Source organism: Prosthecochloris marina, from assembly GCF_003182595.1.
In the GTDB taxonomy this organism is placed as follows: Bacteria; Bacteroidota; Chlorobiia; order Chlorobiales; family Chlorobiaceae; genus Prosthecochloris; species Prosthecochloris marina.
On the sequence record NZ_PDNZ01000004.1, the window covers coordinates 146,293 to 160,037 of the forward strand.

13 protein-coding genes are annotated in these 13,745 nt (G+C 47.3%); 7 read left to right on the forward strand and 6 right to left on the reverse strand.

Translation table 11 applies throughout. The annotated features are described in order from the left end of the window. The first annotated feature begins 128 nt into the window (after positions 1–128). Entirely contained in the window at positions 129–1,595 is a 1,467-nt protein-coding gene (gene lysS, locus CR164_RS06790) for a lysine--tRNA ligase (RefSeq protein ID WP_239994498.1), read from the forward strand. Positions 1,596–1,682: 87 nt separating this feature from the next. Continuing rightward, positions 1,683–2,366: an AlbA family DNA-binding domain-containing protein gene (locus CR164_RS06795; RefSeq protein WP_110023179.1), complete on the forward strand. Its 684-nt coding sequence runs from the start codon at positions 1,683–1,685 to the stop codon at positions 2,364–2,366. 246 nt (positions 2,367–2,612) lie between these two features. Here the strand turns inward: CR164_RS06795 and CR164_RS06800 are convergent, their stop codons facing one another. Together CR164_RS06800 and CR164_RS06805 are read right to left on the reverse strand one after the other, a co-directional pair. Then, positions 2,613–3,629, reverse strand: coding sequence for an NAD-dependent epimerase (locus CR164_RS06800; protein ID WP_110023180.1), 1,017 nt, complete (start codon positions 3,627–3,629; stop codon positions 2,613–2,615). Positions 3,630–3,660: 31 nt separating this feature from the next. After that, on the reverse strand, positions 3,661–4,179 hold the full coding sequence (locus CR164_RS06805; protein ID WP_110023181.1) for a UpxY family transcription antiterminator: 519 nt from the start codon (positions 4,177–4,179) through the stop codon (positions 3,661–3,663). 103 nt (positions 4,180–4,282) lie between these two features. On the opposite strand from CR164_RS06805, the gene tgt reads away from it, so the two are divergent. Both tgt and rimO read left to right on the forward strand, forming a co-directional pair. Beyond that, positions 4,283–5,416: a tRNA guanosine(34) transglycosylase Tgt gene (gene tgt / locus CR164_RS06810; protein WP_110023182.1), complete on the forward strand. Its 1,134-nt coding sequence runs from the start codon at positions 4,283–4,285 to the stop codon at positions 5,414–5,416. Between the two features lie 4 nt (positions 5,417–5,420). After that, positions 5,421–6,731, forward strand: a complete 1,311-nt coding sequence (gene rimO, locus CR164_RS06815; protein WP_110023183.1) for a 30S ribosomal protein S12 methylthiotransferase RimO — start codon at positions 5,421–5,423, stop codon at positions 6,729–6,731. 226 nt (positions 6,732–6,957) lie between these two features. Here rimO and CR164_RS06820 read toward each other — a convergent pair whose 3' ends face one another. Beyond that, entirely contained in the window at positions 6,958–8,034 is a 1,077-nt protein-coding gene (locus tag CR164_RS06820; RefSeq protein ID WP_110023184.1) for a KamA family radical SAM protein, read from the reverse strand. A 429-nt stretch (positions 8,035–8,463) separates the two neighbouring features. Between CR164_RS06820 and CR164_RS06825 the strand changes: the two genes are divergently transcribed. Next, entirely contained in the window at positions 8,464–8,907 is a 444-nt protein-coding gene (locus tag CR164_RS06825; protein WP_161953500.1) for a methyltransferase family protein, read from the forward strand. Between the two features lie 197 nt (positions 8,908–9,104). Here CR164_RS06825 and glpK read toward each other — a convergent pair whose 3' ends face one another. Then, the gene (glpK, locus tag CR164_RS06830; protein WP_110023346.1) at positions 9,105–10,556 is read right to left on the reverse strand and encodes a glycerol kinase GlpK; all 1,452 of its coding nucleotides are present in this window, start codon (positions 10,554–10,556) and stop codon (positions 9,105–9,107) included. Between the two features lie 26 nt (positions 10,557–10,582). After that, positions 10,583–10,804: a cysteine-rich CWC family protein gene (locus CR164_RS06835; RefSeq protein ID WP_110023186.1), complete on the reverse strand. Its 222-nt coding sequence runs from the start codon at positions 10,802–10,804 to the stop codon at positions 10,583–10,585. 201 nt (positions 10,805–11,005) lie between these two features. On the opposite strand from CR164_RS06835, the gene CR164_RS06840 reads away from it, so the two are divergent. Together CR164_RS06840 and aroB are read left to right on the forward strand one after the other, a co-directional pair. Further along, positions 11,006–11,605, forward strand: a complete 600-nt coding sequence (locus tag CR164_RS06840) for a shikimate kinase (RefSeq protein WP_110023187.1) — start codon at positions 11,006–11,008, stop codon at positions 11,603–11,605. Continuing rightward, positions 11,598–12,677, forward strand: coding sequence for a 3-dehydroquinate synthase (gene aroB / locus CR164_RS06845; RefSeq protein WP_110023188.1), 1,080 nt, complete (start codon positions 11,598–11,600; stop codon positions 12,675–12,677). Before CR164_RS06840 ends, aroB begins: the two co-directional genes overlap by 8 nt. 271 nt (positions 12,678–12,948) lie before the next feature. Here aroB and CR164_RS06850 read toward each other — a convergent pair whose 3' ends face one another. Continuing rightward, complete coding sequence (locus tag CR164_RS06850; RefSeq protein WP_146204146.1) at positions 12,949–13,743, reverse strand: type III pantothenate kinase; 795 nt, start codon at positions 13,741–13,743, stop codon at positions 12,949–12,951. Between the last annotated feature and the right edge of the window lie 2 nt (positions 13,744–13,745).

The following is a 13,745-nucleotide window of genomic DNA, read 5'->3' on the forward strand; positions in this document are numbered from 1 at the left end:
TATCATCATCAACACACAATAAAATAATAAGTTAACAAAGTTCTTACATGAACAAGGCACAAGAAAACAATATACAACATAATGCATCGGTCGAAGAGAGTGCAGAGTTACTTGCTTTGAACGATCAAATGAAAAGACGAATCGAAGAACGAAACCAGCTTGCCGAAGAAGGAGTCGAGCCATATCCCTATGGGTTCGACATCACCGCATATTCAAAACAAATCATCGATCGGTACCAGGATGACAAACCTGAAACCGTTTCGGTTGCAGGCAGGATCATGACCATAAGAAAAATGGGAAAAGCCTCCTTCTTTCACATTCTTGACAAAGAAGGAAAAATACAGATCTACATCAAAAGAGACGAAGTAGGCCAGGAAACTTACAGAGTCTTCAAACTGCTCGATATCGGAGATATTGTTGGTATAAAAGGGTACACCTTCCGAACGAAAACCGGTGAAATCTCAATTCACGCCGAAGAGTTCCAACTGCTCAGCAAATCGTTACGGCCTATCCCGATTGCAAAGGAAAAAGAGGTTGACGGGCAAAAAGTCACCTACGATGCATTCAGTGACAAGGAAATGCGTTACAGGCAACGTTACGTTGACCTGATCGTTAACCCGGAAGTTAAACAAACCTTCGTGAAACGTTCCGCCATCATCTCTTCGATGCGGAATTTTTTCACCGAACGAGGCTATCTCGAAGTTGAAACACCGATCCTTCAGCCTGTTTACGGCGGTGCGGCAGCAAGGCCGTTCACTACCCACCACAACGCGCTGAATATGGAGCTCTATCTCAGGATCGCCAACGAACTTTATCTCAAACGTCTTATCGTCGGGGGGTTTGACGGAGTTTTCGAATTCGCCAAAGATTTCCGCAACGAGGGCATCGACCGTTTTCACAATCCGGAGTTTACCCAGGTAGAACTTTACGTCGCTTACAAAGATTATTACTGGATGATGAACCTGGTCGAAGAACTGATCTATACAACAAACCTGTCGATAAACAACAGTGACTCGACCTGTTTTCTCGGCCACGACATAAACCTGAAACCACCCTATAGAAGGTTGACGATCGCCGATACGATACTTGAATATTGCTCTGTCGATATCGCGGGAAAATCTGAAACCGAGTTGAGAAACATGGCAAAGGATCTCGGCCTTTCGCTCGACCCTAAAATCAGCTCCGGCAAGATCATCGATGAGATTTTCGGAGAATTTGTCGAACCGAAACTGATTCAGCCAACGTTTATCACAGATTACCCGACCGAGATGTCACCCCTTGCAAAAAAACACCGCTCCAAAGATGGGTTGGTCGAACGTTTCGAGCTTATTGTAGGCGGCAAAGAACTTTGTAACTCGTTTTCCGAACTCAATGATCCGGTTATACAACGAGAACGGCTTGAAGCCCAGGCAAAACTACGCCAGCGCGGTGACGATGAAGCGATGGTTGTCGATGAAGATTTTCTTCGTGCCCTTGAATACGGCATGCCTCCTTGCGCCGGCCTGGGCATCGGTGTCGACAGACTTGTCATGCTGCTGACAGGGCAGGATTCCATAAGGGATGTCATATTTTTCCCGCACATGAAACCGGAATGAGTCGACTGGTTTCGTTTTTCAGAAGTACTCCGGAAAAGCCTGTTCCGGGAAACTTTTGTGCTCTTTTAACTTTAAGATTCAAGCACCATGTCACTCACCTGGTCTCAGCTTGAAGATATGCCTCTGCTCGACATCATCGGGCAGGGGGAAACAAGACACATCGAATTCAAACGGTTGGTACATTCCCCGAAAAAAATAGCCAAATCCATCGTCGCTTTCGCCAACACCGAAGGCGGTATTATTCTTATCGGCGTGGACGATGATAAAAGGATTACGGGTATTCACAGCGAAAAAGAGATGCTCGAAATCGTACATGATGCGGTAAAGTGGCATGTAGAACCGGTACTTCGAATTGAAACGGAAGTGGTCGAGTATAAAAAGCGGCTGGTGCTCATGGTCATCGTTCCTGAAAGCAGCGATAAACCCCACTACCACATTTCAACCGAACACGATGACAACCCTACCCTGAAAAAAGTACATACAAAGAAAGTGTACCTGCGAGAAGAAAGCCATAACAAGGTTGCCTCTCCCGACAGGATCTTTCTCATGGAATCGGCAGGCGATCCCTTGAAACTGTCCTTTGGTACAAATGAAAAAATGCTGCTGGGCTACCTGGCGAAAAACGCAACAATCACAGCCCAGGAATTCAGCTCACTTGCGGGTATCCCTTTTCAGAAAGCCATGCAGACTCTCGTTGCTTTGGTACGGTCGGGGGCCATCAAACTCTGCACTGATGGCCAGGAAAGCTACTATTGCCTGCAGGATGCGTGATGTTCGTGACGAGTAACAAGTAACGAGAAAAGAGAGCAGGTTAATCTCCATCAGACCGTTGGCTTTTTGCTGGAGCGAAAAAAAGAAATAAACGGTTTTCCGAATCACTTTCTTCTCTGGTCACTCGTCACTGGTCACTCGTCACTGGTCACTCGTCACTGGTCACTCGTCACTGGTCACTCGTCACTGGTCACTCGTCACTGGTCACTCGTCTCTGGTCACTCGTCTCTGGTCACTCGTCTCTGGTCACTCGTCACTAATCCCATAATACTCCCGATACCAGTCAACAAACTTCTGTATCCCTTCCTCGACAGGAGTCTGAGGATGATAGCTCACATCCTGAATCAGCTGTGCTACATCGGCGTAGGTATCCGGTACGTCGCCCGGCTGTAAGGGAAGAAATTCTTTTTCCGCTGTTTTCCCCAATGCCTTTTCGAGAGCTGCTATATAATCCATAAGCTCAACCGGCTCGCTGTTACCTATGTTGTATACCCGCCAGGGCGCCTTGCTTGATCCCGGGTCGGGTTTGAGCCCCGACCAGTCAGGGTTAGCAACAGCCACGTGATCGAGGGTACGAATCACCCCTTCAGTAATGTCATCGATATAGGTAAAATCCCTGCGGTGCTTTCCATAGTTGAACACCTTGATCGGCTTGCCGTCAAGAATAGCTTTGGTAAAGAGAAAAAGCGCCATATCGGGCCTTCCCCACGGGCCATAAACCGTGAAAAAACGCAGCCCTGTCGTCGGAATTCCGTAAAGGTAACTATATGTATGCGCCATGAGTTCATTTGATTTCTTTGTGGCGGCATACAATGAAAGAGGATGATCGACATTGTCGTGAACAGAGAACGGCATAGTCTCGTTCGCTCCGTAAACGGAACTCGAAGAGGCATAGACAAGATGTTCGACGTGATGGTGCCTGCACCCTTCGAGAATATGTGTGAAACCGACAATATTGCTATCGATATAGGAATGAGGATTTTCAAGCGAATAACGCACACCGGCCTGTGCCGCCAGGTTCACGACCCGGTTGAATTTCTCAACGGCAAACAGCTCTTCTATTCCCTCTCTGTCAGCAAGATCGAGCCTTATGAACCGGAAGTTCTCCGATTCCTGCAACAGTTCGAGACGGGCGTTTTTCAATGCAGGATCATAATAACTGTTGAGGTTATCTATACCTACAACCTCGTCTCCTCGTTCGACAAGGCTACGGCTCACATGGAAGCCGATAAAACCGGCCGCTCCGGTAACCAATATTTTCATAAATGTCAATGGGGTTAGTGGAATTAGGACGTCAGTGATTTTGTATAGGCTGAAGGAACTCCGGATTGATAAGGACTTCGATCCCCTGCATAATGCTGTCGAAATATACGACAAGTTTCGCCCCACGCCCCTCTTTTCGAACAACACCTTCAAGACCGAGAAATGGACCGGTAATCACCTTGACTTTCTGGCCGGAAGGCATCCCTGGAAAAACGTCCTTGAGAGCATCAGGTTCGCCTGCAAGAATTTTAATCCATTCAATATCCCTGTCGACAATAACCGAAGGGACATTCCGTATACCGACGAACTTCACGACACCATCGGTATCGAGAACCCTGTAATGATCACTTTTGTAAGCTATTTTCACAAAAACATAGCCTTTGAAGAGAGGCAAGCTTACTTTTTTCTTCCGGTCACTCCACTGGCGCCAGGTCTCGACAAGCGGCAGATAGCTGGTTATTCCTTTTTCCAGAAAAAACTGGTGAACTTTTTTTTCAAATCGCGAACGCACGTAGACAGCATACCAGTACTGGCCCTTTTGACCATTCATAGCGTAAAACTAATAATTTTTACTTCTCAACCGAATTCGATACACTATGCTGCATATCGTAGATTTCGTATAACGTGAAACTGCATCATTCTATTCACATATAATGAATTTTAGCGTTATCCACAAAGATTCCCGCACCGCGGCACGCAGTGGGCTCCTGCGAACCGATCACGGAGAAATACCAACCCCTGTCTTTATGCCGGTCGGTACAAAGGCAAGCGTGAAATCGGTTGAACCTGAAGAGCTCACAGCACAGCAGACGCATATCATCCTCGCCAACACCTATCATCTTTATCTCAGGCCCGGAAATGGTATTGTCGGTAAGGCTGGTGGTGTACATCGATTCATGAACTGGCACAAGCCCCTTTTGACCGACAGCGGAGGATATCAGGTTTATTCTCTTTCCGAGCTCAGAACCATCGATGAAGAGGGCGTCCGTTTCAAGTCGCATATCGACGGTTCCATGCTGTACTTTACACCCGAAAACGTTATCGATACACAGAGAATTATCGGCAGTGACATCATGATGCCTCTTGACGAGTGTCCGCCGTGGCCGGCAGAAAAAACATATGTGCAAGAATCAGGTGATATGACGGTGCGATGGGCAGAGCGGGCAAAAAAGCATTTTGAATCAACACAACCCCACTACAATCACAGTCAAGCCCTTTTCGGCATTACCCAAGGTGGCACCTATGCTGACTTGCGAACACAGGTCAGCAAAGAGCTTGTCGACCTGGATTTCGACGGCTATTCCATCGGTGGCCTTGCCGTTGGCGAGCCTGCCGAAGAGATGTACCGTATCCTCGAACTTTCCCATACGGTTCTTCCTGAAAACAAGCCCCGTTACCTGATGGGGGTCGGCACGCCCGAGAATATTCTCAACGCCATCGAACGGGGTGTCGACATGTTCGATTGTGTCATTCCCACCCGTGAAGCCCGAAACGGACGGGTTTATACAAGAAACGGCCATATCAATTTGCGTTCCGCGCGATTTGCCGAGGATTTCACGCCAATCGACGAAGGATTCGACAACCACGTCTGCAGAAACTATTCGAGAGCATACATACGCCATCTGCTCAATGTCGGAGAGATACTCGGACTCAAGCTCTGCACCCTGCACAACATCTCATTTTTCATGTGGCTCACCCGTACCGCAAGGGAACAGATTATCCGGGGAAGTTTCAGAGAGTGGAAAGACAGTTTTCTCCAGACATTCAACGCCGGTAAACAATCCTGATACCATGCTCCGCAACAACAGATCGATCTTTCTCCTGAGCCTCGGCTGCTCCAAGAACACTGTCGATTCCGAAAGGCTCATCAATCAGGCAGAGAAAAACGGGTTACGCTTTGTAGAAAATGCAGACGATGCCGACATCATCATCATCAACACCTGCGGGTTCATTGCAGATGCCAAAACCGAATCGATAGATGAAATGCTGGCTGCCGCAGAAAAACGAAAACAAGGCGAAATAGCGGCACTTTATGTCATGGGCTGCCTCAGCGCCTTGTATGCACAGGAACTTCGAGCCGAACTGCCGGAAGTCGATCACTTTTTCGGCACTTCCGATATGGAGAAAATCATCGAAATTCTCGGTGGAACCTTTTCCCCAAAGCATCTGCATGAACGAACCTTGCTCACGCCTCCCCACTACGCCTGGCTGAAGATCGCCGAAGGATGTAACCGCACCTGTTCATTTTGTGCAATCCCGAAGATGCGCGGCGCCTATACCAGCGAATCTGTCGAAAACCTGCTCGAAGAAGCCATTCTGCTCAGGAACAAAGGTGTACAGGAAATCAACCTGATTGCTCAAGACATCAGCGTCTATGGTTACGACCGCTACGGTTCATCCCGACTGAACGCCCTTTTGCTTGAACTCTCGGACCTTGACTTCCACTGGATCAGACTGCTCTACGCCTATCCGCAGAACTTCCCGACCGAGGTTGTCGATACCATGCGTGAGCGTGAAAACATCTGCAATTATCTCGACATGCCGGTTCAGCACATCAACGACCGCATCCTCAGTTCGATGAAACGCGGAATCGGCAAAGAAGACACTGTCCGCTTGCTGGAATCGATCCGGGAAAGCAATCCTGATATCAGGCTACGAACCACCATGATAACCGGTTATCCGGGAGAAACGAGGGAGGAGTTCGAAGAACTGATCGACTTCATTCGGATATTCCGCTTCGACCGGCTCGGCTGCTTTGCCTACAGCCATGAGGAGCATACCTCTGCCTACGCAAACCTCGAGGATACTGTACCGGAAAAAGAAAAAGAGAAGCGGGTACAGGAAATCATGGAGCTGCAGGAAAACATTTCGAGAGAGAACAATAAAAAATTCGAGGGACAGTCAATAGAAATCCTGATCGATGAAGTTGACGGTTCAACCGTCTACGGTCGAACGCAATATGATGCTCCGGAAGTTGATAACGAATGTATTGTGAACATCGAAAACAATGCTGTCAAACCCGGAGACTTCTGTACAGTGTATATCGAGGACAGTACCGCCTACGAGCTATATGGGGTCATCGAACCGGCCAACCTTGAATGACAGACAACAAGCAGCAAACAACTGCCTTACCTCGCCTATTCGGACAGCTCAATCTAAACAACAATAAAATAGAAAGTTAGAATAGCAGCTCAATTTCTCATATAGCTGCTGCGCAATAAAAATTTTATCACGATCGATTAACAACAATCAACAACTTAGCACGTCTCCCCTGCTCATTTCTATACTTTTTGCCCCGTTATCACATTTAAATAATCTACGATGACATTTATTCAGGAATATTGGGAATTGTAGTGGTCTTTCCCTGGTGGTTTCGCAACGCGTATTCTTTTTCATTTTTATCGACGATGTAATAGTCCGGCATCAATGGAATCTTGCCAATGTTGGTTGCCAGGACATACATCGGTTGTGCAAGACCAGTGGTATGACCGCGCAATGCATCACGGATCAACTCGGCTCCTTTTTCTACAGGCGTTCGGAAATGATCGATGCCAGGAGCAGGTTCACAGTAAAAAACATAATATGGTCTGATGCGAATGCGTAGTAGTTTCTGATGCAGCTCTCTAAACGTCTCGACATCATCATTGATTCCTTTCAGTAAAACCGCCTGATTTCCAACATTGATACCACAGCTCATCAGTTCGTAGACGGCTTTCTCTGTTTCATCCGTAATCTCTTTTGGATGATTACACTGCGTATTAATCCAGACGGGAACTTTATGAAAGCCACCGATAGCCTTCTTCAAGCCTTCAGTGATCCGGTGCGGCAACACTATAGGCAGACGGGAACCTATACGAATCATTTCTATGTGCGGTATCTCGCGAAGCCTCCCTATCAGATGCCCCAATTTATCGTCGGATAAAAGCAATGGATCGCCTCCCGTTATAAGTACATCACGAATTTCAGGATGTTCGGCGATCCAGGCCAACCCTTCATCCACATCCATACGCAGTTGCAGATCCTGATCGACAACGAGCTCCTTGCGGAAGCAATGTCGACAATAAATCGCACACGTTTCGATAACCGTAAAGGCAATACGATCGTGGTATTGACGGGCAATACTATCGGGCCGGACTTCGTCGGTTGCCCTGTTTTCTTTCCAAACCAGATAATTATCCATTCCGAATTCGTTAACCTGTTCCTGCATCGATGGAATAACCTGTTTACGAATTGGGCAGTTTGGATTATCGTTGTCCATCAATGAAGCAAAATAGGGAGATACACCCCATTTCGTTTGTAACGTTTCAATAGCGTGCCTTTCGTCCTCAGTTACATTGATGTACTTCTCCAGCTTCTCAAGTGAATTTACTTGATTTTGCATTTGTCTCACCCATTCTTCCGGCATTGTTTCTCCTATAATATTTGGTGATTTCAGCGCTATAGTCACAGAAGAGCCATGAATTATAATAAACCTGATTATTTCCGATTTTCAAGGAACGGTTTTTAAGTGGCACGTGAAATATTCAGGGTATTGACGATTTCAGGTAACCATCGCTTCGAACAAAGAATCAAAGAAACAGTAAGTATCCATAAAAAAAGATAGTAGGAAGAAGGCCAAAGAAAGAAAAAGGCCTTTAAAACACAATTCAGAAGGGCGCTGAGTTATTGTATTTTTGCGTTATGGAGAAGTCGACCCTGTCCTCTGCAGTGTTTATTTGGATCTCCCAATCAAAGTGTTCAAATGTTTTGTTTCAGAGAACCGAGTCCCCTATGTTTGTTGTCTCAGAAGTTTATTACAGGAACACGGCAAGTATTACAGATAGCCCGGAAAAGTATGAAAAAAATCACACCTCCTTTTTTGTTTATTATCTGTATAGTTATCATGGCAGGGCTTTGGTGGATGCTCCCCCTTGTTCGTTTTGTCCCATTCCCGATAAACCTGCTTGGAGTTCTTGTCTTTGCCGTCGGGCTGGGCATCGCCAAACGCGGTTCGGATGTCTTCGAGAAAGAAGGAACGAATATAGAGACATTCAACAATCCGGATATATTGGTCACCGACGGCCTCTTTCGAATAAGCAGAAACCCGATGTATCTCGGTTTTCTTACAGCTCTGGTTGGAATGGCTGTTATGCTGGGAAATTTGTCATCCTTCCTGGTTGCTTTTGTTTTTTTTATCGTAACCGACCGTTGGTACATCACATTTGAAGAAGACGCCATGGCTAAAGCGTTTGGCAAACGGTATGCGGAATACAAAGCGAAAACAAGGCGCTGGCTGTGACACTTTACCGCAAGTCCGCTTCTTCTCATACCACTCGTCATTCTCTATTCGACCTCACACCTCTATCCACCCTAACTCCACGGTCGATCATCCTCTTTTTTACCTTGACCGCGCCATATCACTGCCAGCAACAACACTGCGTTGTCATTCGTAACAGTATAAGAGAGAAACTCTGCCATACACCACAATATTGTGCATCACCCTGCAAGCGTCTGCCGCACCGCGCGGTTCCAACCCTCGAGACACTCTCCCCTTCTTTCCTCATCCATTTCAGGCTCATAGCTGCACTGGAGATGGCGTAGTGACTGCAGCTCATCCGCTGAACCCCACACGCCGGATCTCAGACCGGCAAGAAAAGCGGCTCCGAGCGATGTCGATTCGGTATTGTGCGGCTTATGTACGGCCACACCGAGCATGTCCGCCTGGAACTGCATGAGTAAGCTGTTTTCCACCGCTCCTCCATCCACGATAAGCGATTCCGGCAATACCCCTGAATCCGCAACCATGGCGAGGAAAACATCATAGGACTGATAAGCGATCGACTCGAGTGCGGCTCGGACTATATGGTTCTTGTTAGCTCCTCGTGTCAGACCTACGATGCTCCCTTTTGCATCAGCGTGCCAATGCGGCGCTCCAAGACCGGTAAAAGCCGGAACGATGTAGACTCCCGCGCTGGATGCCGCCTCTTTCGCAATCGCTTCCGATTCCGCGGCATGCTCAATAAGTCCCATCTCATCCCTGAGCCATTGCATCACTGCACCGCCGATAAAAACGGATCCTTCGAGCGCATAACAGGGCTTTCCCGCAGCATCGATGGCAAGTGTCGTCAAAAGACCGTTCTTCGAACGAATGAAGCGGTCTCCTGTGTTCATGACCATAAAACAGCCTGTTCCATACGTATTCTTGACTTTGCCTTGTGTAAAACAGCACTGCCCGAACAAAGCAGACTGCTGGTCACCGGCTACCGCTCTTATCGGAACGCCGCGAAGCTCGCTTATGGACTCTACGGTTCCGAAATCATCCATCGGATTTTTCACTTCCGGTAATAATGAGCGTGGCATGCCGAAAACTTCCAAGAGATCATCATCCCACTTTTTTTCCCTGATGTTATAAAGAAGCGTTCTCGAAGCATTGGTATAATCGGTTGCGTGGACTTTTCCACCCGTCAGATTCCACAAAAGCCAACTATCGACAGTGCCGAACAGCAGGTTTTCCGGGTTGTCAACCGGGCAGTGTTCGAGAATCCAGCGGATTTTTGTCGCACTGAAATAAGGGTCGAGAGGCAGACCTGTTTTTTCTGTGATCATCTCCGCTTCTGCTGCATACCGGCTACATAGGTCATTGGTCCGCCTGCACTGCCATACAATTGCATTACAGATTGGACTGCCGGTTGTTTTATCCCATACAATTGCCGTTTCCCGCTGGTTCGCGATGCCTACAGCCGTAACTTCCCCGGGAAATGCAGCTTTCAGCTCAGCAACCGTATCGACAACGGTTTTCCAAATTTCAACCGGATCATGTTCAACCCACCCTTCCTGGGGATAGATCTGGCTTATCTCCCGGTAGCTATCGGCGATGATATTACCACCCGAATCGTAGAGAACCGACCTCGTTCCGGTTGTTCCCTGATCTATTGCGAGAATACTCATGCCGCGTTGAACTTCGTTAACAGATTTCATGACAATTCACCCGCACCTGCTTTTTTCACCAGCTTTTCAAGACAGTCCCTGCATAAACAGGTATCATAACGATCGGCGAGATACTCTCTGACTTCCGATGGTACGTTTACCGAAGAGCACCAGCATTCCGCCGAGAGCTTGCATTCAAAGGAAGCTCCGCATACCGGGCAGGTAGCATTGCCTCCTTTTCCATCGCTTTGCCTGTCATGTTTTTCCATTGTAATCCTGTTTTTGTTCGTGATTCAACCAATATAGGTTACCACCTGCTTTTTTAACGTATATTCCGCCTATAAAGCCCACCCCTTCTGCAATCTCTTCAGGCAAAAACGTTGCAGGTTTACAAAGAAAGTATTTTTATTCAGTTATGTAGATCAAACATACTTTGAAACGCTCGATTCAATGGTCAAACAGAGCATGAAATGAAACAACCTTCGCTTATATTCCTCACTGGCTTCAGCGGCTCCGGTAAATCAACTATCGGGCCGTTGCTCGCCAATTCGCTGGGCTACGATTTTCTGGATCTCGATAAAGAAATCGAGCTGTTTGCCGCCAAATCCATCAACAGAATATTTGCTGAAGAGGGTGAAGCACATTTCAGAGATCTTGAACATACAGTCCTCGAAAAGCTTGTCGGCAGAACCGAACTGGTTGTTTCGCTGGGTGGTGGCGCCTTGCAGCACAACCCATGTTTTTCTCTGATAATCGCTTCCGGAACTCTGGTGTACCTCCACTCGAGTCCTGAAATTCTCGCTAAACGGTTGAGCCATAAAACAGACCGGCCATTGATGAAAGGCGACAATGGCGAACGTCTATCCAAAGAACAGATCGAAAAAAAAATTTTTGCCTTGCTTGAACAGCGTGAACCCCGTTATAAAACCGCACAGATTATCATTGAAACCGACACAAAAAGAATAGGTTCAACGGTAGAAGAGCTAACGAGAAAGATCGAACGGTACGTCCGAAGAGCAGAAAAACGGCAATTTGTAAACAAACCAAAAAAGCATACAAAAAGTGAGTGAAATTATCGTCAGCACCCCTGTCCACAACCGACTGGAGCAACTGTTTCTCAAGCACAATCTGTCAAAAAAAACCGTCGTATTGTTTGATGAAAATACAAAAGAACTGTTCGGGCGGGACATTCTGACAGCTTTGAAAAATCAGGGCTTTACTTTTGTTGAACTGGTTGTGCCCGCCAGGGAAACTTCAAAAAGTTTTCGTACAGCATACCGCCTTTACGGAAACCTGATCGAGGCCGATGTTGACCGAAGCTGGAACCTCCTTGCTGTTGGAGGAGGAGTAGTTGGCGACCTGGGCGGTTATATTGCTGCAAGTTACTACCGAGGCATACCAATTGTTCAGCTACCGACAACGTTACTTGCCATGACTGACAGTTCCATCGGCGGCAAGGTTGCAATCAATCATCCGCTCGGAAAAAACCTGATCGGCTTTTTTCATATGCCTGAGCTGGTACTGATCGACCCGTCATATCTAAAATCGCTTCCTGAGCGGGAAGTATATGCAGGTATGGCCGAAGTGGTGAAATACGGGTTTATCGCCGACATGGAGTTCCTACGATATATCGAAAAGCATTTCGATGACATTGTTGCCATCAAAGATCCTTACGTGTCGGAAGCTGTCCGCAAAAGTGCAAGCATAAAAGCGGATATTGTGGAACAGGATTTCAAGGAGCAAAGCGGCTTACGGGCGACACTGAACTTCGGGCATACGTTCGCTCACGGTTTTGAAAAGCTTGCCGACTATCGTCATATTCGTCATGGAGAAGCCGTTGCGGTAGGCATGATCTGTGCGTTGCACCTTTCACGCAAACTTGAAAAAATAAGTCAGGATGAATTGCAACGGGGACTTGCCATATTGAGCAAATTCAAGTTCCGCAGGGGCCTGGTACAGAAAAGGTTCAAGGATATTCCGGCCGAAACCATTCTGGAAAGCATGCTTTCGGATAAGAAGAAGGTGGACAAACAGCTCCGCTACGTTTTGCTTGAAGGACTTGGCAAGGCGTACCTTCACCCGGAACCTCTCGATGACGGTATCGTCATCGAAGCAATCGAGAAAGCAAAGAAATGCTGTTGAGCATGAAAGAATCAAGGAGCCAGAGGTCAGTACTTGACACGGGAATTCATCCACTCGGGGCACTCAGAAAACCGCAGTGAACGTATCGAGAGCAGATTACAAGCTACCACCAGAGGATATATTCACAAACAGATGGCGCTGAAAAAGAGAATTGTTGTTCAAGTTCAGGGAGTGTCCAGACGCCGGAGCTGAATGTAGTATAAGATACAGGAGCATCGGAAAAGCCTGGAAAGATGCAGAAATTGGGCAAAACGGTCTTTTTCAACACCATCTAAAGATTCATATCCAACAATACCTTTGCCCCTTTCAACACCGCCTGCTCATCAATTACCGGTGGATTTTCCATGACCGAAGCAACAAGCCTGCTGTTTCCGCCTGTTCCGATAATTCTTACCGTATTCTCTTGCAACTCATCAGAAAGGAAACGGTGAACACGGGAAAGCAGCCCTTCAACCTGTTTGACACACCCCCAGAATACCCCGCTTTGCATACAATCGGCTGTTGACTTTCCAAGAAGCGGTATCGGCTCCTCCGTTATTTCTACCAAAGGAAGCTTCGCCGTACGATCATGCAGCACTGCGGTCATCAGGTCGAGCCCGGGCAAAATCATCCCGCCAAGATAAACACCTCGTGAGCTTACAACATCGAAGGTAATGGCTGTTCCGATATCAAGAGCGATAATAGCTTTATCTGGCCAGCTTCTACAACTCAACGCGCAAAGAGCCAGCCGATCGGCACCTAGAGTATGCGGGGGATCGTAATCAAGCGCAAACGGCAAGGATAACGAACTGTTGATCTCCACAACCTTTCCGGAGAGAGTGCTCGCCAGGATACTTAAAAACAGCTCACCGACAGAGGGAACAACACTACAGACAGCGGCATGGTAAACGGAAGGATGGTTGTTGAGAATCCTTCTGGTCTGATCCAGAACCTCTTTCCTGCCCTCGAGTTTTTCTGTCTGGATTGTATAAGTCGCAATACACTGCTCTCCTTCAAAAACCGCACAGTCTGTAACAGAGTTGCCTATTTCTATAATCAAAACGACCATCATTGACAAAGATACCACCG